Raw genomic sequence first — 25,784 nt, 5'->3', positions numbered from 1 at the left:
CGTGCGCGAGCCCGCGCAGAGGGTGTTCTTTTTAAAATCGCGATTCGAAAGACTTCTTGCGGCACAGCCAAGGCTGGCGTGCTTCATAGTTTAGGTTTAAAGTATTCGGCAAAACAAGTCTAGGGTTTTTACCAAAGGGTTTTTACTAATAAGCTACCGCCATGGTTACCCTCTACCGAAACTATGATCGCGCCGCGCTGGATGTCCAGTACAACGCTCGCGCGACAGTACCCGACATCCACCCGATACTCAAGAAATACGCCGACGAGAGCGCCGCGGCGCGGCAGTCGCTGGCCTGCGCGCTGGACGTGCCCTTCGGCGACCACGCCGACGAACTGCTCGACATCTTTCCCGCGGCCACGGGCGCGCGCAACGCGCCGGTGTTCGTCTTCATCCACGGCGGCTACTGGCGCCTGCTGTCCAAGGACGATTCCAGCAGCATGGCGCCCGCGTTCACGCAAGCCGGCGCCGTGGTGGTCTCCGTCAATTATTCGCTTGCGCCCGCCGTCACGCTGGACCGCATCGTGGACCAGAACCGGCGCGCGCTGGCCTGGATACACCGCCACATCGCCGAATACGGCGGCGATCCCGCGCGCATCCATGTCTGCGGCAGCTCGGCCGGCGGGCATCTGGTGGGCGCGTTGCTGGCGGGAGGCTGGCATGCCAGCTATGAAGTGCCGCCCGACGTGGTCCGCGGCGCCGCGCCGCTGTCCGGCCTGTTCGACCTGCGCCCGCTGGTGCACACCCATATCAATGAATGGATGCGCATGAGCGAAGCCGACGCCATCCGCAACAGCCCGGCGCTGCGCCTGCCGCAGACGGGCTGTCCGCTCATTGTCAGCTACGGCGAAAGCGAGACCGCCGAATTCAAGCGCCAGAGCGACGATTATCTTGCCGCCTGGCGCGAGCGCGACTTTCCCGGGCAATATGTGCCCATGCCCGGCACGAACCATTACGACATCGTGCTGACGCTCAACGATCCCAGCAGCCCGCTGACCCGCGCGATCTTCGATCAAATGGGTCTGGCGCCCGCCCCTCATTCCCGGTAATTTCCACAGCCATGACCGACACTCCCGACCTGGAATCCCGCGCCGCGCCCGACGACCACCACGCGCTGCGCCTGTGGCTGCGCATGCTGACCTGCGCCAATCTCGTCGAAAGCGAGATCCGCAGCCGCCTGCGCAATGAATTCGACACCACCCTGCCGCGCTTCGACCTGATGGCGCAATTGCAGCGCGCGCCCAAGGGCATGAAGATGGGCGAACTGTCGCGCCACATGATGGTCACCAACGGCAACATCACCGGCATCACCGACCAGCTGGAAAAGGAAGGCCTGGTGGTGCGCACCAAGGTCGAATCCGACCGCCGCAGTTCGCTCATCAAGCTCACGCCGCTGGGCAAGAAGAGCTTCGCCCGCATGGCCCGCGCCCACGAGTCCTGGGTCAAGTCCATGTTCGGCGACCTGCCCGAAAGCACCCGCAATGCGCTGTTCCAGGCGCTGGGCGAATTGAAGCTGCAAGTAGTGGCCACCCGCTCGGAATCCGCCAAGGCCTGACCCTCCGCAAGCGCCCTTGTCCGCTTGCGGATTGGCGCATAATTGCCGCCATGATTCCGGTTTCCCTCCCTGGCGGTAATTTCTACGTGCTGATGGCTGCGTCGCTGGCCTGCCTGGCCACGCTGCTGACCTGGCTGGCCGTGCTGGCCACCACCCGCAGCGCCCGGGAATGGCTGGCCGACCACCGGCGCGGCGGCGCCATCCTGATGGCCTTCCTGGCGATCATCGGCGCGATCTTCCCCTATCAACAATTCAGCCTGTGGTTCTCGGCCCGGCAAAACGCCGAGGCCGACGCCGAGCGCAAGACCGTGCTGGCCCAGGCCACCCAGCTGTCCGGCGTGGACATGCCGGCCGGCACCGTGCTCAGCCTTGCCGTCCCGGGCGATCTCGCTTCGTTCGACCTGGCTGTCTTTCCCGAGACCCAGCCCCTCTCGATCCAGGGCCTGTCGGCCACGCGCATCTTCCGCTATCCCGCCAGCAGCAAGCAGGCGGAAACCCTGTCTGTAGAAATCGCGCGCGACCAGGCCCAGGAGGGCTGGCTGTGCGCGCACGGACACCGGCTTGAATTCGTGCTGCGCGACGGACACCCGCGCTTTGCCAGCTGCCACCTGGCCATCGGCAACACCCTGGACCAGCAGCCCGTCCCGCCGGGCGCCTGGCTGAAAGTCCTGAACAACGGCGCCGCCACCGACGCGCCGCGCTGGCTGCTGCGCACCGACGGCAGCGAGGCGCTGGACGTGGCCCGCATGCCCCTGCTGAAAGTGGACATGCAGCTGGACGGCCAGCGCCGCATGCTGGGCTTCGAAGGCCTGCTGGCGCGCGAAACCGTGTTGGGCGACATGACCTATCCGCCCGGCACCCGGGTGCTGGCGGCCAACCCGCGCCTGCCGGGCGCCCAGCCGGGCGACCTGCTGTTCTCGCCGTCGCGCGGCCGTTCGGCGCGCCGCGCTGGCGGCGAAGACGTGCCGGCAGGGAAGTCCGTGCTGCAGGCCCCGGACGGCGCCGTGCGCAGCGTGCTCGGCAACCGCGAGGCCGGCGTGCTGGACGTCGCGGACATGCGGATCGGCCCCTGACCTGCCGCTGTCCCAAACCGGTGGGATAATACAAAGCTTTCCCCCGCGCGCCGCCTCGCCTGGCGGCGATTCCGTCCTGCTCATTTCATGAGACGAAGTCATGGCCGTTAACCTGCAGATCCCCTCCGAGTCCGAAATTTTTCCTGTTGCCGGCGTTGAAATCGGCGTCACCGAGGCCGGCATCCGCAAGGCCAACCGACGCGATCTGACCGTATTCCGCTTCGCCCCCGGCACCAGCGTCGCGGGCGTGTTCACGCGCAACCGCTTCTGCGCCGCGCCCGTGCAGGTCTGCCAGGCCCATCTGGCCGCCGGCGGCCCGATCAGCGCCCTGGTCATTAATACCGGCAATGCCAACGCCGGCACCGGCGAGGAAGGCCTGCAAAAGGCCAAGGACACCTGCGCCGCGCTGGGCAAGCTGCTGGGCGTGCCCGCCGCCGAAGTCCTGCCCTTCTCCACCGGCGTCATCCTGGAACCGCTGCCGCTGGACCGCCTGGTCGCCGGCCTGCCCGCCGCCATCGCCAACCTGGGCGCCGACCACTGGTTCAGCGCCGCCCACGGCATCATGACCACCGACACCCTGCCGAAGATCTCTTCGACCAAGGTCCAGATCGACGGCAAGACCGTCACCTTCACCGGCATCAGCAAGGGCGCCGGCATGATCCGGCCCAACATGGCTACCATGCTGAGCTTCCTGGCCACCGACGCCGGCATCGCCCAGCCGCTGCTGTCCAAGCTGGCCGGCGAGATCGCCGACGCTTCGTTCAACCGCATCACGGTTGACGGCGACACGTCCACCAACGACTCCTTCATCATCGCCGCCACCGGCAAGTCGGGCGTCGAAGTGAATGCCGAATCCGATCCGGCCTACGCCGCCGTGCGCGCAGCCCTGACGGCCGCGGCGCTGGAACTGGCGACCAAGATCGTGCGCGACGCCGAAGGCGCCACCAAGTTCATGACCATCCGCGTGGAAGAGGCCGGCACCACCGATGAAGCGCTCAAGGTGGCGTACGCGGTGGCCCATTCGCCGCTGGTCAAGACCGCCTTCTTCGCCTCGGACCCCAATCTGGGCCGCATCCTGGCCGCGGTCGGCTACGCCGGCATCGACGACCTGGACGTGTCCAACATCCGCCTGTGGCTGGACGACGTGCTGGTGGCCAAGGACGGCGGCCGCAACCCCGCCTACCAGGAAGCCGACGGCCAGCGCGTGATGAAGCAGGCCGAGATCCAGGTGCGCATCGCGCTGGGCCGCGGCCAGGTCAGCGACACGGTCTACACCTGCGACTTCTCGCACGAATACGTGTCGATCAACGCCGACTACCGCTCCTGATCCGAAACTTCCGGGAATTCAGACGTGACCGCAACCGAGTTTTCCACCCTCATCCAGCGCGCCGAGCGCGTGCTGGCGCAGTTGGAAGCCTGGCTTCCGCCCCCCATGCCCGAGATCGACTGGACCGCCCACGCCTACCGCTGGCGCAAGCGCGGCGCCCGCGGCTGGCTGGACGCCGTGCGCCACGTAGCGCGCATCGACATGGAGGACCTTCAGCACATCGAGCGCCAGAAGGGCATCATCGACCGCAACACCCGGCAGTTCCTGGAAAAGAAGCCGGCCAACAACGTGCTCATGACCGGCGCCCGAGGCACCGGCAAGAGCTCGCTGGTCAAGGCCATGCTGGCCGCCTATGGCGACCGCGGACTGCGCCTGATCGAAGTGGACAAATCGGATCTGGGCGACCTGGCCGACATCGTCGAGCTGGTCGCCGCCCGTCCCGAACGCTACATCGTGTTCTGCGACGACCTGTCGTTCGAGGAAGGCGAAGCCGGCTACAAGGCGCTGAAGTCGGTGCTGGACGGTTCGGTCTCGGCTTCGGGCGACAACGTGCTGATCTACGCCACGTCCAACCGGCGCCACCTGATGCCGGAATACATGAGCGAGAACCTGGCGGCCAAGCACCAGCCCGACGGCGAAATCCATCCCGGCGAAACCGTCGAGGAAAAGATCTCGCTGTCCGAGCGCTTCGGCCTGTGGCTGTCGTTCTACCCCTTCAAGCAGGACGACTACCTGGACATCGTCTACCACTGGCTGCGCGAGCTGGGCTGCCCGGAAGCGCAGATCGAACCGTCGCGCACCGAGGCGCTGCAATGGACCATCGAGCGCGGCTCGCGTTCCGGCCGCGTGGCTTATCAGTTCGCGCGCGATTGGGCGGCCCGCCATGTCTGAAAAGATCGTCGACGTCGCCGCCGGCCTGATCCTGCGTCCGGACGGCATGCTGCTGCTGGGGCAACGCCCCGAAGGCAAGCCCTGGGCCGGCTGGTGGGAGCTGCCCGGCGGCAAGCTCGAACCCGGCGAAACGGTGCTGCAAGCCCTGGCGCGCGAATTGCAGGAAGAAATCGGCATCCGCGTCACGCAGTCGCGCCCCTGGGTCACCTATGTGCACGCCTATCCCCACACCACGGTGCGCCTGGCGTTCTGCCACGTCACCGGCTGGGAAGGCGAGCCGCGCAGCCTGGAAAACCAGCGCCTGGAATGGGTCGACCCCGCGCAGGCAGCCTCGGTGGGCGACCTGCTGCCCGCCACCCTGCCCCCGCTGCGCTGGCTGCAACTGCCCACCTCCTACGGCATCAGCTCCGTGGGTTCGCGGGCCGGCGTGGCCGCCTTCCTGGGCAGGCTGGAAGCGGCGCTGGCGCGCGGCGTGAAGCTGGTGCAGCTGCGCGAGCCGCAATGGCCGGACGGCGTGGCCGCGCCTTCGCTGCATGAAGTGCTGCAACAGGTGCACAAGCGCTGCCGCGCCGCGGGCGCCCGGCTGCTGGTCAACAGCGTCCATCCCGCCGCCTGGTGGCGCGAGGCGGACGGCGTGCATCTGCGCACGGCCGATGCCGCCAAGCTGACGGGCCGCCCCGAATTGCCGGCCGGCGCGCTGGTCGGCGTGTCCGCCCACGACAACGCCCAGGTCGTCCATGCGCGCGAAATCGGCGCCGACTTCGCGGTGCTGGGCCCAGTGCTGGACACCCCCAGCCACCCCGGCGCCCCGACGCTGGGCTGGGAAGGCTTCGTGGCAGGTAACCGCGACGCCGGCATTCCGGTGTTCGCGCTGGGCGGCCAGTCCACCCAGACCGTGTCGCAGGCGTTGCGCCACGGCGCGCATGGCATCGCGGGAATACGCGGGCTGATCTGAACGGCGCGGCGCGCTTGCTGAAAGCCGCCGGCCGTCTGACTGCTTGCCAGCCTGCTTGGCTGGCGCATCCACCCTCTCCCGGGCAGGGGCAGCCCCCTGGCCCCGCCCTTACCGGATCGACGCTATTCCGCGATCCCTTGCGGAACGCCGGCATGCGCCTTGCGCCGCGACACGCTTTCCCAGGCCGCCACCAGGATCATGATCAGCGTGGTCAAACCGCCCACCATGAGGTTGTCGGTCACAAAGGCGACGGGCGCCAGCACGGCCAGCAACACCAGCCCCGCCAAGTGCGACAGCGGAAAGCGGCCATAGACCACCGTCTTGTAGATGCCGTTGCCCGCCAGGTATAGCGCCGGGCCGCCGATCAGCGCCGCAGCCGCCGGCATGGCGATGCGCCCGTCCGGATGCAGGATGACCAATTCGTTGGCCACGGCCGACACGATCACGCCGGCAATCAGGATGACGTGCACGTAGTGAAACCACGCGCCGATACGGCCCGGATCGTCGGAATGCACGATGGCTTCGCTGCCGTCGCGGCTGCTGGTGTCGAAGTACACCCACCACATGGCGGCCGTGCCCAGGAAGGCCGCCAGCAAGGCGATCAGCGCGGGCGCGTCCCAGCGCTCCAGATCGGCCAGCGTGGCGCCACTGATGAGCAGGGTTTCGCCCAGCGCCACGATCACGAACAGCTGGCAACGCTCGGCCAGGTGGCCGCCCTCGATGGTCCATTCACGCGTGCTGGAACGGCCCAGGCCGGGAAAACGGAAACCGATCATGGGCGACAGGTATTCGCAGGCCACCGCCAGCGCCCATAGAGCCAAGCGCGTGCCGTCCTGGGCCAGCCCGCCCGCGATCCACAAGACCGCCGACACGCACAGCCAGGCCAGCATGCGGCGGAAGTTCGGCGCCAGCGGATGGGCGCTTCCCAGGTGCAGCACGATGAACAGCGTGCGGCCCACCTGGATCAGCGCATAGCTGACGGCGAACACCAGCCCGCTGGCGCCGAAGGCGCCGGGCAGCGCCGCGCCGAAGACCAGGCCGGCCAGCATCACCGCGAACAGCATGACGCGCATGGGCACGGCGTCGGGGTCGAACCAGTTGGTGACCCAGCAGGTGTACTGCCAGCCCAGCCAGACGGCGAACCACAGCACCAGCGAGTGCAGCGCGCCCATCAGGGTCAGGTCGTGCAGCAGGCCATGGGATATCTGGGTGACCGCGAAAACGTACACCAGGTCGAAGAACAGCTCGACATAGGTGACGCGGGCTTCGTGCCCGTCGCGGCGGCGCAGCAGGTTGGCGCTAGCAAGAAAGGTCATGGCATGGGCCCCGCCAGGTGATGGTGGCGCAGCCAGATTAGCGCAAGGCACACAGCGCCGGAGCGTCAAGGAATGCAAAGCCGGACGGGCGTGGCGGCGGCGCCACGCGAACAGATCTGCCGGGTCCGACCACCGCCCGCAACAGCGCGAAACCCGGCCCAAGCCGAACCAGGCTGGTAGCGCCCTGCGGTAAGCCGTCATAGGCAGGCATTACCGGGCGCGCTATAAAACCTGGCGTCATATTCCTGTTGAGGAGAGCACGATGAAATCAAGATCCGCCTACAAAGCGCCTTACTACAAAGCACGTCATGGCATCGACGAGGGCCTGCGAAAAGCCACCGCCCGGCTCGTCAGTCCGACGCCGCGACATGGCGCTGCCTTCAATCAACGGCCAGCCCCGACGCCCGCCGATAGTTCCTGGGACGCCTGGTTCGCAGGCGAATCGGTCACGGCCGACTTTCTCAACGACCGCGATCAGCCCGTGGCCAGAGCAGGAGGCCTCCCATGCCCCTGAAGTTCGTGCTCGACACGAACACCTGCATCTTCACCATCAAGAACAAGCCGGACGCAGTGCAGCAAGCCTTCAACCGACGGCAGGGCCAGCTATGCATCAGCGCGATCACCGCCATGGAGCTCGCCTACGGCGCTGAAAAGTCCGCCACCCCCACGCGCAATCACGCCGTGGTCGACGGCTTCCTGAAACGCCTGGAAGTGCTCGACTATGACCACGACGCGGCAGCGGATTCCGGTCAGCTTCGCGCGGAACTGGCGCGCGCCGGAACGCCCATCGGCCCCTACGACGCCATGATCGCCGGCCACACCCGTTCGCGCGGCCTGGTACTTGTTACCAACAACACCCGTGAATTTTCCCGCGTGCCCGGGCTGCGGCTGGATGACTGGACGCTGAAACACTGATCCAAAGCGCGCCCGTCGCCCCGCTGTCGTGCCCGTGTCGTGCCCCTGTCGTATCGCTGCGCCACCCTTTGGGCTACCTTGGTGACTCCGAACCAATGGGAATCGAACCATGTTGATTCAAAAGCTGCGCCTCAAGCGCGGATGGTCCCAGCAGCAGCTGGCCCAGGCCAGCGGCTTGAGCGCCAGGACCATCCAGCGCATCGAAGCGGGCCAACCCGCGAGCGTGGAAACGCTCAAGTCCATTGCCTCGGTCTTTGAAGTCGATTTTTCCACCCTGAACCCGGAGAAAACGGAAATGGATACGACGATGACGGCCGCCGAAGAGGCGGAACAGGAAGCCTTTGCCCACGTGCGCGCCTTGCGCGGCTTCTATGTGGCCTGCCTGCGGTACGCGCTGATCGCTGTGGCGCTGTACGCAATCAACCTGCTGACCTCGCCCCACCGCATGTGGTCATACTGGGCGATGCTGGGCCTGGGGCTGGCCCTGGCGGCGCATGCCGTCCGGGTCTACGCGCCATACCGGCTGTTCGGTCCCCAATGGGAAAAGCGCCAGGTCGAAAAGCGGCTGGGACGGCCGCTTTGACCCGCGGTCAATCGATCTTGTAATCCATCCAGGACGCGACCATCTCGCGCAGGCCGCCGCCGTCGTCGAAGGCTTCGCGTCCGCCCTCGGCCTTGTTGCGGCCCAATTCCAGGATATACATATAGTCGGACACCTCCGCGCAGCGGCGCACGTTCTGGTCCACCAACACCACCGTCATGCCTTCGTCGGCAAAGCCGCGGATCAGCGTATAGATCTCCTTGGAGATCTTGGGCGCCAGCATGGCGGTGGGCTCGTCCAGCAGGATGACGGAGGGCTCGATCAGCAAGGCCCGGCCGAACTCGACGAAGCGCTGCTGCCCGCCGCTCATGCTGGAAACCGGGTCGTCGCGCTTCTGCGCCAGGATCGGGAAGCGGTCATAGACCGAATCGATGCGCTGGCGCACGCGCGTCTTGTCCTTGCGGAACGGCCAGCAGCCCAGCAGCAGATTGTCGTGCACCGACAATTCGCCGAACAGGCTGCGGTGCTGCGGCACGAAGGCCACGCCATGGCGCGCGCGCTCGTGCGAAGGCTGCGCGCTGATGTCGGCGCCGCGCAGCGTGATGCGGCCGGTGCGCGGCGGCAGGAAGCCGAACATGGTCTTCAACACCGTGGACTTGCCGGCGCCGTTGGGGCCGATGACGCCCGTCACCTTGCCCGCGCGCGCCTGGATGTTGACGTGGTTCAGGATGGTGATGTCGCCGTGGTAGGCCACGGTCACGTCTTCCAGCGCGAGTATCGACGTGCTCATGTCAGGCTCCCAGATAGGCTTCGACCACGCGCGGGTCGGCGCGCACTTGCTCGGCGTTGCCCTGGCTGAGGATGGCGCCTTCGTTCATGACGATGATGTGGTGGGACAGCTGGTAGATCGAGGTCAGGTCGTGCGACACCAGCACCACCGAGCAGTCGTGCTCACCTGGCAGTTCGCGGATGACCGAGATCAGCAGCTGCGCCAGCGCCGGATTGACGCCGGCGAAGGGTTCGTCCAGCAGCACCACCTTGGGGCGCGCCACCATGATGCGCGCCAGCTCCACCAGCTTCTGCTGCCCGCCGGACAGCTCCTCCGCGTAGTTGTGCCGCAGCCGGTGCAGTTCCACCTTGTGCAGCCAGTACTCGGATTGCGCATAGCGCTCGTCGGCGCTGCGGCCGGTCTGCTGCTGCGCGACTTCCAGGTTGTCCAGCAGGGTCAGCTGGCGGAAGATGCGCGGCACCTGGAAGGTTCGGCCCACGCCCAGCCGGGCGACTTCATGGATCTGCCGGCCGGCGATGTTCTGGCCGTCGAGTTCGATGCGGCCCTCGTCCGGCGTGTAGATGCCGTTGATGCAGTTGAGCATGGTGGTCTTGCCCGACCCGTTCATGCCGATGACGCCCAGGATCGAACCGCGCGGCACGTCCAGGTCCACGCCCTGCAAGGCCACCAGCCCGCCGAAGCGCTTCTTGAGATTGCTGACTTTCAACATGTGTCAGGCTCCTTTCAGCGCAAGGCCTGGCGGCCGAACAGGCCGCTGGGACGGATGAAGATGGTGGCGACCATGAGCGTGAAGCCGCAGATGGTGGCGATGGAAGGATTGAAGAACACCACCGACACCTGCTCCGTGACGCCGAACAACAGCGCGCCCACCAGCGCCCCCACCGGATGGCCCAGGCCGCCCAGCACGATGACGATGAAGCCGATCAGGGTGTAGTCGTTGCCCATGAACGGCGAGAACGAGGGGAACACCATCGCCACCAGCACGCCGCTGGCGGCGGCCAGGCCGATGCCCAGCCCGAAGGCCACGGCCGACAGCCGTTCCGCGTTGATGCCCACGATGCGCACCGCGTCGCGGTTCATGATGATGGCGCGCAGCGCCTTGCCCAGCTGGCTGCGGTACAGGAACGCCGTCAGCGCGCCGATGATGGCCAGCGCGATGACCAGCGCCAGGAGGCGCACGGTCGGGATCAGCACCGGGCCGAACTTCAGGAACACGGGCTCGACTTCATACGGCAGCGAGCGCGCGTCGGCGTCGAACACCAGCAGCATGATGGCGCCCAGCATGATGGACACGCCGAACATCAGCAGCAGCGAGCTGATCTCGGGGTCGTCCGCCTTGGACAGGCGCGGAATCAGCACGAAATACAGCAGATAGCCCGCCAGGAAGAAGGCGGCGAACGCCAGCGGCAGCGCCACCAGCGGGTTGATGCCGGCGTACTCCATCAGGTAGAAGGCGAAGTACGCGCCCAGCACCAGGAATTCGCCGTGCGCGAAGTTGACCACGCGCAGCACGCCGAAGATCACGTTCAGCCCCACGCCGATCAGGCCGTAGATGGCGCCCAGGATCAGGCCGTTGATCAGCCCTTGGATAATCAGTCCGGTCATGGCGGTTCCTCAGGCGATGTAGCGGCGCAGTTGCGGCTTGCGTTTGATCAGGCTGCCGACGATCCCGCGCGGCAGGAACAGCATCAGCAGCACGATGATCAGGCCCAGCAGCAGCAGGTTCACCACCGGGAATTTCTGCCAGATCACGTGGTCGATGCCCAGCAGCGCCAGCGTGCCGACGACCGGCCCGAGGATGGTGCCGAAGCCGCCCGCCATCGCGTAGATGATGCTCTTGGCGGTGATCAGCACGTGGAAGGCGTATTCCGGATCCACCACGTTGGTGTACCAGGCCTCGATGCCGCCGGCCAGCGCCGGGAACAGCGCCGCCAGCAGCCAGGCCTTGAGCCGGGTGTTGGGCACGTGGATGCCGACGCAGGCGGCCGCGCCGTCGTCGTCGCGGATGGCCTTGAGCGCGCGGCCCAGGCTGGACACCGACAGCCAGGTGACGGTGGCCAGGGTGGCGCCCATCACGGCCAGCATGGCGTAGTAGCTGTGCGTGGGATTGTTCGCGTTGGACAGGATGATGCCCATGCTGCCGCCCGTGAAGGACTGCGGCAGGTTGGAGATCACCAGCTTGACGATGGTGGCCAGCGCCAGGCTGACGATGCCGAAGTACACCCCGCGCAGGCGCAGCGTGGGCGCCAGCAGCAGCGCGATCGCCACGCCCACGCCGCCCGCCGCCAGCAGCGATGGCAGGATGGGCCAGCCCAGGATCTTGTAGCAGATGCCGGTGGCGTACGAGCCCACCCCATAGAACACCACATAGCCGAACGGCAGGTAGCCCGTGAAGCCGACGCAGATGTTCATGGCGCTGGCCATGGTGATCCACAGCATCAGGTAGAACGCGAACGAGATGTTCGACGTGGCCATGGGGATCAGGGCCAGGCCCGCGGCCAGGGCGGCAAAGACGATGACGGCGATGCGGGTGCGCAACCGCAAGGCGCGCTGATCCTGCGCGCGATGCGAGGCGGCGCCCGCCGCCAGGACGGGACTGCTGCTCATATGTCTTCCTCCGGGCCGCTTCCGGGTTGGGCGGCCGCTTTATTTGGAGGCGATTATGACCAGTTCAAACCATAACTGCAAGTTAAGGACTAACCCTTATTTTGGACTGGAAAGGCCTCCGCGAGCACCCCGCGCAGCTCCTTGATGAACTCCAGCGCAATGGGCGAGGGCTCGCGGTTGCTGGCGTAGACGGCCGAGATGTTCAGCGGAATGCGCTCTGCCAGCGGCACGATGACCACGTCCGGCATGGTGTTCTGCATGACGGTGAATTCGTCGACGATGGCGATGCCCACCCCGGCATTCACCAGGGCGCAGGCCAGCTGGCTCCAGGGCACGTCGGCGCACATGCGGCACGGCAGGCCGGCCTGCTCGAAGGCGCCCAGCACCAGCATGCCGAAGGGCATGCGCGTGCCCACCACGATGTGCGGATGCGGCGACAGGTCGGCCAGGCTTACCTCGGCGCGCCCCGCCAGCGGATGCGCCTTGGGAATGGCGGCCACCATGCGCCCCACGTGCAGCGGCTGCGAGGTCAAAAAGGGGTGATCGGCCTGCATCACCACCAGCCCCAGCTCGGCTTCGCCCTGCAGCACATCAGTGATCAGCGTGGGCAGCGCGGTCGTGTTCAGCCGCAGCAGCAGCTCCGGATGGCGCTGTTGGAAGCGCGCCACGGCGCGCGGCACCAGGAACTGGGCCAGGCTCGGAATGGACGCCAGCCGCAACACCCCGGTGCCGTGTTCCGCCAGCGCGTCGGCCAGGTCGTTGACGCGCTGCATCATGCGCTGGGTTTTCTCGATTTCCTCAAACAGGCTCTGCACTTGCGAGGTCGGCCGGAGCTTGCCGCGGACCCGCTCGAAGAGCGTCACGCCCATTGCCTTTTCGGTGTGGGCCAGCATCCGGCTGACCGCCGGCTGGGAAATATTCAGCAACCGGGCGGCGCCGCTGATCGATCCGGCCATGACGATGGCCCACAGCATTTCAGTCTGTCGGTAATTCAATTTATTCAAGGCGTGCGCTCCATGCCTATTTGTTATACGCTATCTCGCGTGTTGAGCAAACATTGCCCAGCACCTGGCCCATGTCCGCTGGTCCGCCACGGCACGCGGGGCCGCATACCAAAAACGATAGGAGACCTCCCATGCACGCTAAACCCTGGCTGTTCCGCTTACCGGCGCTGGCCCTTGCCGTCGCCGCCCTGACCCCTGCCCTGGGCGCCGCCCAGACTTCGGACAAGATCCGGGTCGGCATGACTGTGTCGTCCACCGGCAGTTTCGCGCTGGCCTCGCAGTCGGGCGTGCGCGGCGTCGAACTGTGGGTCGACGACGTCAACCGCCGCGGCGGCATCGAAGTCAAAGGCAAGAAGTACCCGGTCGAACTGGTCAAGCTGGACGACCGCAGCGACAAGCAGATGGTGACGCGCGTTTACGAACGCCTGATTGTCGATGAAAAAGTGGATCTGGTGTTCGCGCCCTTCGGCTCTACCCTGACCGCCGCGGCCGCCACCGTCACCGAGCGCCTGGGCAAGTACATGATGGTCTGGTCCGCCGCCAGCGACGACCTGTACAAGCAGGGCTTCAAGAACATGGTGTCGGGCACGCAGATGCCCGTGTCGGCGATGCTGCGCGCCAACATGGAGCTGGCCGCCAACCAGGGCGTGAAGAAGGTCGCCATCCTGTATTCGGACGAGCCGTTCCCGGCGGGCCTGGCCGAAGGCGGCAAGGAACAGGCCACCAAGAACGGCATGCAGGTCGTGCTGTTCGAGAAGTACCCCAAGGGCCAGAAGGACTTCAGCACCATCCTGCAAAAGGCCCGCGCGGCCGGCGCCGAAGCGCTGGTGCCGACCTCGTACGAGGGCGACCTGATCAGCATGACGCGCCAGATGAAGCAGCTGGACATCAACTTCCCGTATGTCTTCATGGTGTATGCGTCGACCCCGCAATTCCAGGCCATCGGCGCGGATTCCAACTACATCTACAGCCACACCAACTACCACCCCGCGATCAACTGGAAGGTCAACGCCGGCATGACGCGCGAGCAGTTCGCCGCCGCCTATGACCAGCGCTTCCCCAAGGCCGAGTTCCCGCCCGACTTCCAGACCGCGCTGGCCTACGGCGCAGGCGCGTTGACCGAGGAAATCGTCAAGCAAGCCGGCAACACCGACGCCGCCGCGCTGAAGAAGGCCTCGCTGGACCTGTCCGGCAAGCTCACCGTCATGGCGGGCCCCTACGCCATCGACGAAACGGGCAAGCAGCTCTTGATGCCTTTCCCCGTGGTGCAACTGCTGCCGGGCAAGGGCATGGTCCCGGTCTGGCCGGCCGACGTGGCCACGCAAAAGCCGGTGTACCCCGCCCCCGACTGGAACAAGCGCTGATCGCGCAGGCAGGAAGGCGGCGCGCGGCAGCCCGCGCGCCGCGCTGACATCACCCGAGGAAAACATGTCTGACATTGCATTTGCCACGCTCGGCGAACTTGCGCAGGGCCTGGCCGACGGCCGCTACAGCTCGGTGGAGCTGGCGCGGCACTACCTGGACCGCATCGACCGCGCCAACCCGGCGCTGGGCGCCTACGTCAGCGTCGACCACGCGGGCGCGCTGCGCCTGGCCGAAGCCGCCGACGCGCGCCGCCGCGCGGGCTACGGCCTGCTCGGCCCGCTCGACGGCCTGCCCGTGGCCGTCAAGGATCTGTGCGACATCGAAGGCCAGGTCACCACGGCAGGCTCCCAAGCCTGGCGCGAGCGCCGCAGCGAGACCACCGCCACCGCCGTGACCCGCCTGATCGACGCCGGCATGGTGGTACTGGGCAAGACCCACATGGTCGAGTTCGCCTTCGGCGGCTGGGGCACCAACCCCGTCATGGGCACGCCGCGCAATCCCTGGGATCTGGTGCGCGCCCGCATCCCCGGCGGTTCGTCCAGCGGCTCGGGCGTGGCGGTGGCCGCAGGCTTGGCGCCCGCCGCGCTGGGTTCTGACACCGGCGGCTCGGTGCGCATCCCCGCCGCGCTCAACGGCATCACCGGCCTGAAGACCACGCGCGGTCTCATCAGCCTGTACGGCGCGGTGGCGCTGTCGCACACGCTGGACTCCATCGGCCCGCTGACCCGCGACACCCGCGATGCGCTGCTGCTGACCGCTGCCATGTCCGGGCCCGACGCACGCGATCCCGTGACGCGCGGCATCCCCGCTTACCGCTACCGCGAGCTGCGCGCGGGCGCGAAACCCCTTGCCGGCACTCGCATCGCCGTCATGCCGCAGGCGCAGTACCCCATCGCCATCGACGCGGCGGTACAGGGTGCCCTGGACGACACGCAGCGCGCGCTGGCGGACCTGGGCGCGGAATTCGTGGAAGCGCCCTTCCCCTTCGACTTCCACGACATGATGCTGCGCAACGGCCTGATCATCGCGGCCGAAGCCTATGCCCAGCATCGCGACTACATCGAGGACGACAGCCTGCCGCTGGGCCGCTACGTGCGCGCCCGCGTGCTCGGCGGCAAGCACACCGGCGCCGCCGACTACGTGCTGGCGCTGCAAGCCCATGCCCGCGCCTGCGCGGCCTGGCAGGACTGGATGCGCGACTTCGACGCGGTCCTGGCGCCCTGCCTGCCGTTTGCCGCCTGCCCGCTGGAGGAAGTGGACGAGGCCGCCACGCCGCTGGCGGCATTCACCCGGCCCGGCAATTACGTCAACGCCTCGGGGCTGGCACTGCCCGCCGGCTTCACCGCGGACGGCCTGCCCATCGGCGTGCAGCTGCTGGGCAAGCCCAACGGTGAAGACGCGCTGGGCCGCATCGGCATGGCCTTCCAGGGCGCGACCGACTGGCACCTGCGGCGCCCGGACCTGTCGGCGATCCAGCTGTAGTTCTTATAGAGAGCTGGTCCCGGCCAGGCCGGCCCGTCAGCGCGACGGCCGGCCTTTTTTCCTGCCCTCAGCGCATGCCGCAGACTGGCTGCAGCAGCGCTTCCAGCCAGTCGCCAAACACCTGCACCCGTCGCGACGGCGGCCGCCGCTGCGGATAGAGCAAGGTCATGGGCATGGGCGCGGGCCGGTACTCCGGCATGACCTCGACCAGCTCGCCCGCGGCGATCTGCGGCTGCACGTCATAGGCGGGGATCTGGATCAGGCCCAGCCCGGCGACGCAGCAGGCGATATAGGCTTCGGCGCTGTTGACGGTAACCCGCCCGCGCAACTGCACGCTGCGCGGCACGCCGCCGTCCAGCCACTCCCAGGGCGCCAGCCTGCCGGTCGACGGCGAGGCGTAGTTCACGCAAGCGTGGCCCGCCGCCAGGTCTTCCGGCGCCGCCGGCACGCCATGGCGCGCCAGATAGTCCGGACTGGCCACATTGATCAGCTGCAGCATGCCCAGCGGCCGGGCCACCAGGCCCGAGTCCGGCAGCACGCCAACCCGCAGCACGCAATCCACCCCTTCCTCGATCAGGTTGACGGCGCGATCCGTCACGCCCAGCGTGACGTCGATCTGCGGATAGGCCTCAAGAAATGCCGGCAGCGCCGGGGCCACGATCAGACGGCCCACGCGCCCCGGCACGTCGATGCGCAGCATGCCGCCGGGGCCCACCGACGCGTGGCGAAAGAGGTTCTCGGCTTCTTCCATGTCCGCCACCAGGCGCAGGCAGCGTTCGTAGAAGGCCGCGCCTTCCTGAGTCGGCGCGACCTGCCGCGTGGTGCGGTTCAGCAGCCGCGTCCCCAGCCGGCCCTCCAGCTCCTGCACGGCGGCCGATACGGTGGAGCGTGGCAGGCCCAGCGTGTCCGCCGCGCGCGAGAAGTTCGCGCACTCGACGACGCGGGCGTACACCCGGAACAGGTCTATGCGGTCCATGGAACGGGGCCTTCTGCGAGGGCGAGCCTCACTGTTCGTTATTTCTGGATAGAGTAGCCAGAAATAGCTGTTTTATGCGGATTTTTTGGAATATATCATCGTCTGCACTAGGGCTCGCATCCGGCGGCCCGATAGCGGAGAGGACCATGGCAGACCACGGAATCAAAGGCAAAACCGTCATCATCGCGGGCGGCGCGAAGAACCTGGGCGGACTGATCGCGCGCGATCTGGCGCAACAGGGTGCACGTGCGGTAGCGGTGCACTACAACAGCGCCGCCACCAAGGCCGACGCGGACGCGACGGTTGCCGCCATCAAGGCGGCCGGCGCGCAGGGCATCGCCTTGCAGGCCGACCTGAGCTCGGCCGGCGCGATGGAAAAGCTGTTCGCCGACGCGGTGGCCGCGGTGGGCCGACCGGACATCGCGATCAACACCGTCGGCAAGGTGCTGAAGAAGCCCTTCACCGAAATCACCGAAGCGGAATACGACGAGATGGCGGCGGTGAATTCCAAGTCCGCCTTCTTCTTCCTGAAGGAAGCCGGCCGCCACGTCAACGACAACGGCAAGATCTGCACGCTGGTGACTTCGCTGCTGGGCGCGTACACGCCTTTCTACGCGGCCTATGCGGGCACCAAGGCGCCGGTGGAGCACTACACCCGCGCCGCCTCCAAGGAATACGGCGCGCGCGGCATTTCCGTGACGGCGGTGGGCCCCGGCCCCATGGACACGCCGTTCTTCTATCCGGCCGAAGGCGCCGACGCGGTGGCGTACCACAAGACCGCGGCGGCGCTGTCGCCGTTCTCCAAGACCGGGCTGACCGACATCGAGGACGTGGTGCCCTTCATCCGCTTCCTGGTGTCGGACGGCTGGTGGATCACCGGCCAGACGGTGCTGATCAACGGCGGCTACACCACCAAGTAGGAGCGGCGCCATGCACGTGTTGTTGACCATCGTCGGAGGCCTGCTGCTGCTGGCCGTGTTCGCCCTCTTCGGCAAGCAATGGGGCGGCGACACGGCCGGCTCCATCGCCGCCGCCAAGCTGTTCCTGCCCGCGTGGCTGCTGATGTCGGTCGTCAATATGTGGGTCGGTGTCACGCGCGCCGGCTACACGGTGCGCGAGGAACTGCCGATCCTGCTGCTGGTGTTCGCGGTGCCGGCGGCGGCGGCCTGGCTGGTAGTCGCCTTCCTGCCGCGCGGCTGAGAAGCCGCTGGCGCTCCTTCGCGAGGATGCGCCAGCGCGCCTACCCAGCGCGCAAGCTCAGCGCTGCGCGGGCGCCGCGGCGGCTGCGTCGGCCGGGCTGTCCGCCTTCGCCTGGACTCCTGCGGCGGGCAGGTCGTTCCAGCCGCCGCCCAGGGCCACGATCAGGTTGACGCTGGCGGCCAGGCGGTTGCCCAACAGGCTCAGCGCATTGCGTTCGCTGCTGAGCGCGGTGGCATCCACCACAGCCACGCTCAGGTAGTCGACCAGGCCGGCCTTGTACTGGTTCTGTATCAGCCGCAGCGATTCGCGCGCCGATTCCAGCGCGCGGCGCTGCACCACCTGTTCATTCTCCATGACGCGCAACTGGATCAGGTAGTCCTCGACCTCGCGCAGTCCGGTCAGCGCGGTCTGGCGGTACGCCGCCGCCTGCGCGTCATAGGACGCGCGGGCCTGCTCCACCTGCGCCTCGCGCGCGCCGCCGTCGAAGATGGTCAGCGCCAGCGCCGGCCCCAGTGACCAGAAGCGCGCCGGCGCGGTCAGCAGCTCCGCGAACTGGCCGTTGCGAAAGCCGCCGTCGGCGGACAGCGTCAGATTGGGGAACCACGCGGCCTGCGCCACGCCGATCTGCGCATTGGCCGCCGCCGCGCGGCGTTCGGCCGCGGCCACGTCGGGCCGGCGCTCCAGCAGCTCGGACGGCAGGCCCACCGGAATCTGCGGCAATTGCAGCGCGAACACCGCGGGCGGCAGGCTGAACTGCGACGGCGCCTGCCCCATCAGCACGGCGATGGCGTGTTCGAGCTGGCCGCGCTGCCAGTCCAGGTCGATGGACTGCGCGCGCGTGCTTTCCAGCTGGGTGCGCGCCACGGCCACGTCGGCCTGGCCGGCCACGCCCACGGCATAGCGGTTCTGCGTCAATTGCAGGGACTTTTCATAGGCCGCCACGGTGGCGTCCAGCAGGCGCTTCTGCTCGTCCAGCACGCGCAGTTGCAGATAGGCCTGCACCAGCGCGGCCTGCGCGCTCAGGCGCGTGGCGCCCAGGTCGGCCAGGCTGGCCGCGGCGCTGGCTTCCGACGATTCCACGCTGCGCCGCACGCGGCCCCACAGGTCCACTTCCCAGCTGACGCTGCCGGTCAGCGAATACTGGTTCGAGACGTTACCGCCGGACGACGACGAGGAGGAGCCGCCCTGGCCGCCGCCGCTGCCCGAACGCGTCATGCCCGCGCCCGCGCCCACCGTGGGGAAGAAACCGGCGCGCGCGCCGCGCACCAGGGCCTGCGCCTGCCGGTAGTTGGCCTCGGCCTGGGCGACGGTCTGGTTCGACTGGTTCAGGCGCGCCACCAGGCCGTTGAGCGTGGCGTCGTCGTAGACCCGCCACCATTCGCCGCGATCGGCCTCGTCCTGGGGCTGCGCAGGCTTCCAGCCTTCGACCTGGCCCTGGCCTTCCTTGTAGGCTGCGCCCAGGTCCAGCGCCGGGCGCTGGTAGTCGGGGCCGACCGCGCACGCGCCCAGCAGCGCGCACAGCGCCGCCGCGACGGCGCCGCGCAGAAAGGGGATGGTCGGGACAAACTTGGCGTTGCGCATCATGTGGGTTCTATGGAAGCGGGAGCCTCGCCCTTGGATTCGCGCCTGCGCGCGGCCCACAGGCGGAAGCGGTCCAGGTAAAGATAGACCACGGGCGTGGTGTACAGCGTAAGGATCTGGCTCAGGACCAGGCCGCCGACGATGGTAATGCCCAGAGGCTGGCGCATCTCGACGCCGGCGCCGGTGGCCAGCACCAGCGGCAGCGCGCCGAAGATGGCGGCCATGGTCGTCATCATGATGGGGCGGAAGCGCGTCAGGCAGGCCTGGAAAATCGCGTCGCGCGGGCTCATGCCCTGGGTGCGCTCGGCCTCCAGCGCGAAGTCCACCATCATGATGGCGTTCTTCTTGACGATGCCGATCAGCAGGAACACCCCGATCAGCGCGATCAGCGTGAAGTCGTAGCGCACCAGCAGCAGCGCCAGCAGCGCGCCCAGGCCGGCCGAGGGCAAGGTGGACAGGATCGTCAGCGGATGGACGAAGCTCTCGTACAGGATGCCCAGCACGATGTACATGGTGACCAGCGCCGCCAGGATCAGCCAGGGCTGCTGCGCCAGCGTCTGCTGCAGGGCGGCGGCCGTGCCCTGGAAGCCGGCCTGGATCTGGTCCGACGGCAGGCCGATGCGCGCCACCGCCGCGTCGATGGCGTTGGTGGCCTGGCCCAGCGACACGCCGGGCGCCAGGCTGAACGACACCGTGTCGGCCACGAACAGGCCCTGGTGCTGCACGCTCAGGGGCGCGTTGGCGTTCTCCAGGCTGGTGAACGCCGACAGCGGCACGCGCGCGCCGGACGCGGTGATGACCTCGACCTGCCGGAGCGATTCGATGTCCTGCGCGAACTTGGGATCCACGCCCAGCACCACGTGGTACTGGTTCAGCGGGCCGTACATCACCGAGACCTGGCGCTGGCTGAAGGAATTGTTCAGCACCGTGGAAATGGTGGCCATGCTCACGCCCAGCCGGGTCGCGGCCTCGCGGTCGATCACCAAGTTGATCTGGCGGCCCTTGTCCTCGACGTCCGTGTCCACATCGGTGATCTCGGGAATCTGGGCCATCGCCTGCTGCACCTTGGGCATCCAGGTCCGCAGCAATTGCAGGTCGCCCGACATCAGCGTGTAGTCGTACGAACCCTGGCTGGCGCGCCCGCCGATCCGGATGTCCTGCTGCGACACCAGGAACATGCGCGCGCCGGGCATGTTCTGCAGCTTGCCGCGCAGCCGGTTGATGACCACGTCCGCGGAGACCTGGCGCTGCTCCAGCGGTTTCAGCTGTATCTGCATGAAGCTGCTGTTGCTGCCGCCGCGCCCGCCCGCGTAGCCCGTCATGCTCTGCACCGCCGGATCCGCCAGCACCACCTTGCGCAGCGCCTCCAGCTTGGGCAGCGTGGCCTGGAACGAGGTGCCCTGGTCGACGCGGAAAAAGCCCAGCAACTGGCCGGTGTCCTGCTGCGGGAAAAAGCCCTTGGGCACGGCCGTGTACAGATAGAGGTTCAGGCCCACGGCCGCCGCCAGGATCAGCATCATCAGGCGGCTGTGCGTCAGCGCCCAGCGCAGGCTGCTGCGGTAGCCGTCCAGCATGGCTTCGAAGCCGCGCTCGGACCAGCACGCCAGCCGCCCGGGCGGCTTCTGCTCCTTGGGTTCGTGGCGCAAGAGGCGCGCGCACATCATCGGCGTCAGGGTCAGCGACACCACCAGCGACACCATGATGGCGGCCGACAGCGTCACCGCGAACTCGCGGAACAGCCGTCCGACCACTCCGCCCATCAGCAGGATGGGGATGAACACCGCCACCAGCGACAGGCTCATGGACAGCACCGTGAAGCCCACTTCGCGCGAGCCGCGCAGCGCCGCGCGCATGGGCGACATGCCCTGCTCCACATGGCGCATGATGTTTTCCAGCACCACGATGGCGTCGTCCACCACGAAGCCCGTGGCCACGATCAGCGCCATCAGCGAAATGGTGTTCAGCGTGAAGCCGCAGAGATACATGATGCAGAACGTGCCGATCAGCGACACCGGCACGGCCACGCTGGGAATGATGGCCGCGCGCCAGCGCCGCAGGAACAGCAGCACCACCAGCACCACCAGGCCCACGGCTATGATCAACGTCAGCTCGGCCTCGTGCAGCGAGGCCCGGATGCTGGGCGTGCGGTCCTGCGCCACCGTCATGTTGACGTCGGCCGGCATCAGCGCCTGCAGGATGGGGAGCTGGGCGCGCACGGCATCCACGGTCTCGATGATGTTGGCGTCGGCCTGGCGCCGCACGATCATCAGGATGGCCTTGCGCTCGTTGAAGAAGCCGGTCTGGTACAGGTCCTCGACCGAGTCCTCGACGCGGGCCACGTCCGACACGCGCACCGGCGCGCCGTCCTTCCAGGCGACGATCAGCGGCCGGTATTGTTCGGCGCGGCTGAGCTGGTCGCTGACCATGATCTGCCAGTGGTAGCGGTCGTTCTGCAACACGCCCTTGGGGCGGTTGGCGTTGGCATTGGCCAGCGTGGTGCGCAGTTGGTCCAGCGACACGCCGCGGTTGGCTAGCGCCCCCGGCAGCACGGTGACGCGCACCGCCGGCAGCGAGCTGCCGCCCACCGTCACCTCGCCCACGCCGTCCACCTGCGACAGCTTCTGCGCCACGATGGTCGAGGCGATGTCGTACAGCTGGCCCTGGCTGAGGGTATCGGAGGTCAGCGCCAGCGTCATGATGGGCGCGGCGGAAGGATTGGCCTTGTGGTACGTGGGATTGCTGCGCAGGCTGGTGGGCAGCAACGAGCGCGCGGCGTTGATGGCGGCCTGCACGTCGCGGGCCGCGCCGTTGATGTCGCGGGACAGATCGAACTGCAGCGTGATGCGGGTGGAGCCCTGCGAGCTGCTGGACGTCATCTCGGTCACGCCGGCGATGCTGCCCAGCGAGCGTTCCAGCGGCGTGGCCACGCTGGACGCCATGGTCTCGGGGCTGGCGCCCGGCAGGCTGGCCGACACGGAAATAGTGGGAATGTCGACCTGCGGCAGCGGCGCCACCGGCAGCAGGAAGAACGACAGCATGCCTGCCAGCACGATCGCCAGGCTCAGCAGCGTGGTCGCTACCGGCCGGGCGATGAAGGGCGCCGACAGGATCATGACGCGTCCTCCGCCGCCTGCCGCATGCCGCGCCAGCGGCGCGACATGCGGTCGAACATCAGGTAGATGACCGGCGTGGTGAACAGGGTCAGCACTTGCGACAGCAGCAGGCCGCCCACCATCACCAGGCCCAGCGGCTGGCGCAGCTCCGCGCCGGTGCCGGACGACAGCATCAGCGGCAAGGCGCCGAACAGGGCCGCCAGCGTGGTCATCAGGATGGGCCGGAAGCGCAGCAGCGCCGCCTCATGGATGGCCGCGCGCGGGCTCAGGCCGCGCTTGCGCTCCGCGTCCAGCGCGAAGTCGATCATCATGATGGCGTTCTTCTTCACGATGCCGATCAGCAGGATGATGCCGATGATGCCTATCATGTCCAGCTCGGTGCCGCTGATCAGGAGCGCCAGCAGCGCTCCCACCCCGGCCGAGGGCAGCGTGGACAGGATGGTGATGGGGTGGATGTAGCTTTCGTACAGCACGCCCAGCACGATGTACATCGTCACCACCGCGGCCAGGATCAGCCACAAGGTGCTGGACAGCGAATTCTGGAACGCCAGCGCCGCGCCCTGGAAGCGCGTCTCGACGCCGGCGGGCAGGCCGATGTCGGCTTCCGCCGCGGCGATGTCCACCACCGCGCCGGACAGCGAGGCGCCCGGCGCCAGGTTGAAGGACACCGTCACCATGGGGAACTGGTCCAGCCGGTTCACGGCCAGCACGGTCTTGCCTTCGCTGATGTGCGCCACCGACGACAGCGGCACCTGCGCGCCGGTCGAGGTCGGCACGTGGATCTGGCCCAGCGAGGCCGGCGTCACCTGGAACTGCGGCTGCACCTCCAGCACCACGCGGTACTGGTTGGACTGCGTGAAGATGGTGGAGATCAGCCGCTGGCCGAAGGCGTTGTAGAGCGCCTCGTCGATCACCGCGGCCGTGATGCCCAGGCGCGAGGCCGCGTCGCGGTCGATTTCGACCCAGGTCTGCAGGCCGTCGTCCTGCAGGTCGTCGGTCACGTCCTTCAGGCCGCGCACCTGCCGCAGGCGCTCCACCAGCTTGGGAGTCCACTCGCTTAGCACCTTCAGGTCGGGGTTGGACAGCGTCATCTGGTACTGCGTGCGGCTGACGCGGTCCTCAATGGTCAGGTCCTGCACCGGCTGCATGTAGACCGTCAAGCCGTCCTGCTTGGCCAGGGCCTGCTCCAGCCGTCCCATCACCGTGCGCAGGTCGCCCTTGCGCTCGGACTGCGGCTTCAGCGCGATCTGCATGCGCCCCGCGCTGAGAGTGGCGTTGCTGCCGTCCACGCCGATGAACGAGGACACGGCCTGCACATCCGGATCCTCCAGGATCAGCCTGGCGGCGGCGCGCTGGCGTTCGGCCATGGCCGGGAAGGAAATGGACTGCGGCGCCTGGGTGATGGCCTGGATCAGGCCGGTGTCCTGCTGCGGGAAGAAGCCCTTGGGGATCACCATGTACAGCAGCACGGTCAGCGCGAAGGTCGCCAGCGCCACGATCAGGGTCAGCGGCTGGTGGCGCAGCACGACCTGCAGCCAGCGGTCGTAGCCGGCGATGACGCGGTCGATGAAGGCGCCCGTGAACTGATGGAAGCGGCCGTGCTTCTGCTCGGACTCGGCGCGCAAGAGGCGCGCGCACATCATGGGCGTCAAGGTCAGCGACACCACCAGCGAAATCAGGATGGACACCGCCAGCGTGATGGCGAACTCGCGGAACAGCCGCCCGACCACTTCGGTCATGAAGAGCAGCGGAATCAGCACCGCGATCAGCGAAAAGGTCAGCGAGATCAGCGTGAAGCCGATCTGCGAGGCGCCCTTGAGCGCGGCCTGCAGCGGCGTTTCGCCCTCTTCGATGTGGCGGGCGATGTTCTCGATCATGACGATGGCGTCGTCCACCACGAAGCCCGTGGCGATCGTCAGCGCCATCAGGGTCAGGTTGTTGATGGAGAAGCCGGCCAGGTACATGATGCCGAAGGTGCCCACCAGCGATAGCGGCACGACCACGCTGGGGATCAGCGTGGCCGTCACGCTGCGCAGGAACACGAAGGTCACCATGACCACCAGGGCCACGGCCAGCAACATTTCGAACTGCACGTCGGCCACCGAATCGCGGATGGTCTGGGTGCGGTCGGACACCACGCTCACGTCCAGGGTCGCGGGCAAGGCGGCGCGCAGCTGCGGCAGCAGCGTCTGGATCCGGTTGACCACGTCGATCACGTTGGCGCCCGGCTGGCGCTGGATGTTGAGCAGGATGGCGGGCTTGTCGCCGGCCCAGGCCGCCTGGCGCGTGTCCTCGGCGCCTTCCACCGCCCGCGCCACGTCGGACAGGCGCAGCGGCGCGTTGTTCTTGTACGCGATGATCAGGTCGTTGTAGTCGGTGGGGGTCTTGAGCTGGTCGTTGGCGTTGATGGTGGTGGAGCGCAGCGGGCCGTCCAGGTTGCCCTTGGGCTGGTTCACGTTGGCGCCGACCACGGCGGTGCGCAGGTCCGACATCGACAGGCCGTTGGCCGCCAGCGCCTGCGGATTCACCTGCACCCGCACCGCCGGCCGCTGTCCGCCCGCCACGCTGACCAGGCCCACGCCGGGGATCTGCGACAGCTTCTGCGCGATGCGCGTATCCACCAAGTCGCGCACCTGCGGCAGCGGCATGGTGGGCGAGGTGATCGCCAGGGTCAGCACCGCCGCGTCCGCCGGGTTCACCTTGTTGTAGGTCGGCGGCACCGGCAGGTCGCTGGGCAGCAGGTTCGATGCCGCATTGATCGCCGCCTGCACCTGCTGCTCGGCCACGTCCAGCGGCAGGCTCAGGTTGAACTGCATCGTGATGACCGACGCCCCGCCCGAACTGGTGGAAGACATCTGGTTCAGGCCCGGCATCTGCCCGAACTGCCGCTCCAGCGGCGAGGTCACCAGCGAGGTCATCACATCGGGGCTGGCGCCCGGATACAGCGTCACCACCTGGATCGTCGGATAGTCCACCTCCGGCAGGGCCGAAACGGGCAGTAGCCGGTAGGCGATGAAACCGGCGATCAGGATGGCCACCATCGACAGCGTGGTGGCCACCGGACGCAGAATGAACAGGCGCGACGGACTCACG

The 25,784-nt window shown here is 67.6% G+C and carries 22 protein-coding genes; 12 read left to right on the top strand and 10 right to left on the bottom strand.

Annotated features, from left to right (window positions below):
• Positions 1-161: 161 nt before the first annotated feature.
• The 6 genes from HWY37_RS26295 to HWY37_RS26270 all read left to right on the top strand — a co-directional run bounded on the left by HWY37_RS26295 (position 162) and on the right by HWY37_RS26270 (position 5,801).
• A complete protein-coding gene (locus tag HWY37_RS26295) occupies positions 162-1,049 on the top strand; it encodes an alpha/beta hydrolase (protein ID WP_175209395.1) in 888 nt (295 codons plus the stop codon).
• An 11-nt stretch (positions 1,050-1,060) separates the two neighbouring features.
• A complete protein-coding gene (locus HWY37_RS26290; protein WP_176090211.1) occupies positions 1,061-1,555 on the top strand; it encodes a MarR family winged helix-turn-helix transcriptional regulator in 495 nt (164 codons plus the stop codon).
• A gap of 50 nt (positions 1,556-1,605) precedes the next feature.
• Positions 1,606-2,628, top strand: a complete 1,023-nt coding sequence (locus tag HWY37_RS26285) for a hypothetical protein (RefSeq protein WP_176090210.1) — start codon at positions 1,606-1,608, stop codon at positions 2,626-2,628.
• A 100-nt stretch (positions 2,629-2,728) separates the two neighbouring features.
• Positions 2,729-3,955, top strand: a complete 1,227-nt coding sequence (argJ, locus tag HWY37_RS26280) for a bifunctional glutamate N-acetyltransferase/amino-acid acetyltransferase ArgJ (RefSeq protein ID WP_176090209.1) — start codon at positions 2,729-2,731, stop codon at positions 3,953-3,955.
• Between the two features lie 24 nt (positions 3,956-3,979).
• A complete protein-coding gene (locus tag HWY37_RS26275) occupies positions 3,980-4,846 on the top strand; it encodes an ATP-binding protein (RefSeq protein WP_175209399.1) in 867 nt (288 codons plus the stop codon).
• Positions 4,839-5,801 (top strand): Nudix family hydrolase, encoded by a 963-nt coding sequence (locus tag HWY37_RS26270; RefSeq protein ID WP_175209400.1) that lies wholly within the window; start codon positions 4,839-4,841, stop codon positions 5,799-5,801. Before HWY37_RS26275 ends, HWY37_RS26270 begins: the two co-directional genes overlap by 8 nt.
• 122 nt (positions 5,802-5,923) lie before the next feature.
• Here the strand turns inward: HWY37_RS26270 and HWY37_RS26265 are convergent, their stop codons facing one another.
• Complete coding sequence (locus HWY37_RS26265) at positions 5,924-7,117, bottom strand: low temperature requirement protein A (RefSeq protein WP_176090208.1); 1,194 nt, start codon at positions 7,115-7,117, stop codon at positions 5,924-5,926.
• A 504-nt stretch (positions 7,118-7,621) separates the two neighbouring features.
• Between HWY37_RS26265 and vapC the strand changes: the two genes are divergently transcribed.
• Both vapC and HWY37_RS26255 read left to right on the top strand, forming a co-directional pair.
• Positions 7,622-8,032, top strand: a complete 411-nt coding sequence (gene vapC, locus HWY37_RS26260; RefSeq protein ID WP_175209402.1) for a type II toxin-antitoxin system tRNA(fMet)-specific endonuclease VapC — start codon at positions 7,622-7,624, stop codon at positions 8,030-8,032.
• Between the two features lie 109 nt (positions 8,033-8,141).
• A complete protein-coding gene (locus HWY37_RS26255; RefSeq protein ID WP_176090207.1) occupies positions 8,142-8,615 on the top strand; it encodes a helix-turn-helix domain-containing protein in 474 nt (157 codons plus the stop codon).
• A gap of 7 nt (positions 8,616-8,622) precedes the next feature.
• Here HWY37_RS26255 and HWY37_RS26250 read toward each other — a convergent pair whose 3' ends face one another.
• The 5 genes from HWY37_RS26250 to HWY37_RS26230 all read right to left on the bottom strand — a co-directional run bounded on the left by HWY37_RS26250 (position 8,623) and on the right by HWY37_RS26230 (position 12,944).
• A complete protein-coding gene (locus HWY37_RS26250; RefSeq protein WP_175209404.1) occupies positions 8,623-9,363 on the bottom strand; it encodes a branched-chain amino acid ABC transporter ATP-binding protein in 741 nt (246 codons plus the stop codon).
• Between the two features lies 1 nt (position 9,364).
• Positions 9,365-10,072 carry an ABC transporter ATP-binding protein gene (locus HWY37_RS26245; RefSeq protein ID WP_176090206.1) on the bottom strand — a complete coding sequence of 236 codons (708 nt, stop codon included), beginning with the start codon at positions 10,070-10,072 and terminating at the stop codon, positions 9,365-9,367.
• Positions 10,073-10,086: 14 nt separating this feature from the next.
• Positions 10,087-10,968, bottom strand: coding sequence for a branched-chain amino acid ABC transporter permease (locus HWY37_RS26240; protein ID WP_175209406.1), 882 nt, complete (start codon positions 10,966-10,968; stop codon positions 10,087-10,089).
• 9 nt (positions 10,969-10,977) lie between these two features.
• The gene (locus HWY37_RS26235) at positions 10,978-11,970 is read right to left on the bottom strand and encodes a branched-chain amino acid ABC transporter permease (protein ID WP_175209407.1); all 993 of its coding nucleotides are present in this window, start codon (positions 11,968-11,970) and stop codon (positions 10,978-10,980) included.
• Positions 11,971-12,059: 89 nt separating this feature from the next.
• Positions 12,060-12,944 carry a LysR substrate-binding domain-containing protein gene (locus tag HWY37_RS26230; protein WP_176090276.1) on the bottom strand — a complete coding sequence of 295 codons (885 nt, stop codon included), beginning with the start codon at positions 12,942-12,944 and terminating at the stop codon, positions 12,060-12,062.
• A gap of 161 nt (positions 12,945-13,105) precedes the next feature.
• On the opposite strand from HWY37_RS26230, the gene HWY37_RS26225 reads away from it, so the two are divergent.
• A complete protein-coding gene (locus tag HWY37_RS26225) occupies positions 13,106-14,338 on the top strand; it encodes an amino acid ABC transporter substrate-binding protein (protein WP_175209408.1) in 1,233 nt (410 codons plus the stop codon).
• A 64-nt stretch (positions 14,339-14,402) separates the two neighbouring features.
• A complete protein-coding gene (locus HWY37_RS26220) occupies positions 14,403-15,821 on the top strand; it encodes an amidase (RefSeq protein WP_175209409.1) in 1,419 nt (472 codons plus the stop codon).
• A 67-nt stretch (positions 15,822-15,888) separates the two neighbouring features.
• Here the strand turns inward: HWY37_RS26220 and HWY37_RS26215 are convergent, their stop codons facing one another.
• Positions 15,889-16,797: a LysR family transcriptional regulator gene (locus HWY37_RS26215; protein ID WP_175209410.1), complete on the bottom strand. Its 909-nt coding sequence runs from the start codon at positions 16,795-16,797 to the stop codon at positions 15,889-15,891.
• 146 nt (positions 16,798-16,943) lie between these two features.
• Between HWY37_RS26215 and HWY37_RS26210 the strand changes: the two genes are divergently transcribed.
• Together HWY37_RS26210 and HWY37_RS26205 are read left to right on the top strand one after the other, a co-directional pair.
• Positions 16,944-17,717, top strand: a complete 774-nt coding sequence (locus tag HWY37_RS26210; protein WP_175209411.1) for an SDR family oxidoreductase — start codon at positions 16,944-16,946, stop codon at positions 17,715-17,717.
• 10 nt (positions 17,718-17,727) lie between these two features.
• Positions 17,728-17,997, top strand: coding sequence for a hypothetical protein (locus tag HWY37_RS26205; RefSeq protein WP_175209412.1), 270 nt, complete (start codon positions 17,728-17,730; stop codon positions 17,995-17,997).
• A gap of 57 nt (positions 17,998-18,054) precedes the next feature.
• Here HWY37_RS26205 and HWY37_RS26200 read toward each other — a convergent pair whose 3' ends face one another.
• The 3 genes from HWY37_RS26200 to HWY37_RS26190 are packed head-to-tail and all read right to left on the bottom strand — an operon-like array spanning position 18,055 to position 25,783.
• Positions 18,055-19,581 (bottom strand): efflux transporter outer membrane subunit, encoded by a 1,527-nt coding sequence (locus HWY37_RS26200; RefSeq protein ID WP_175209413.1) that lies wholly within the window; start codon positions 19,579-19,581, stop codon positions 18,055-18,057.
• Positions 19,578-22,691, bottom strand: coding sequence for a multidrug efflux RND transporter permease subunit (locus HWY37_RS26195; protein ID WP_176090205.1), 3,114 nt, complete (start codon positions 22,689-22,691; stop codon positions 19,578-19,580). Before HWY37_RS26195 ends, HWY37_RS26200 begins: the two co-directional genes overlap by 4 nt.
• Entirely contained in the window at positions 22,688-25,783 is a 3,096-nt protein-coding gene (locus HWY37_RS26190; protein ID WP_176090204.1) for an MdtB/MuxB family multidrug efflux RND transporter permease subunit, read from the bottom strand. Before HWY37_RS26190 ends, HWY37_RS26195 begins: the two co-directional genes overlap by 4 nt.
• Position 25,784: the final 1 nt, after the last annotated feature.

Origin of the sequence: Achromobacter anxifer (assembly GCF_903652925.1) — a bacterium.
In the GTDB taxonomy this organism is placed as follows: Bacteria; Pseudomonadota; Gammaproteobacteria; order Burkholderiales; family Burkholderiaceae_B; genus Achromobacter; species Achromobacter anxifer.
Note: the sequence above shows the minus strand (reverse complement) of the source record. Positions and strands in the feature narration are given on the sequence as shown.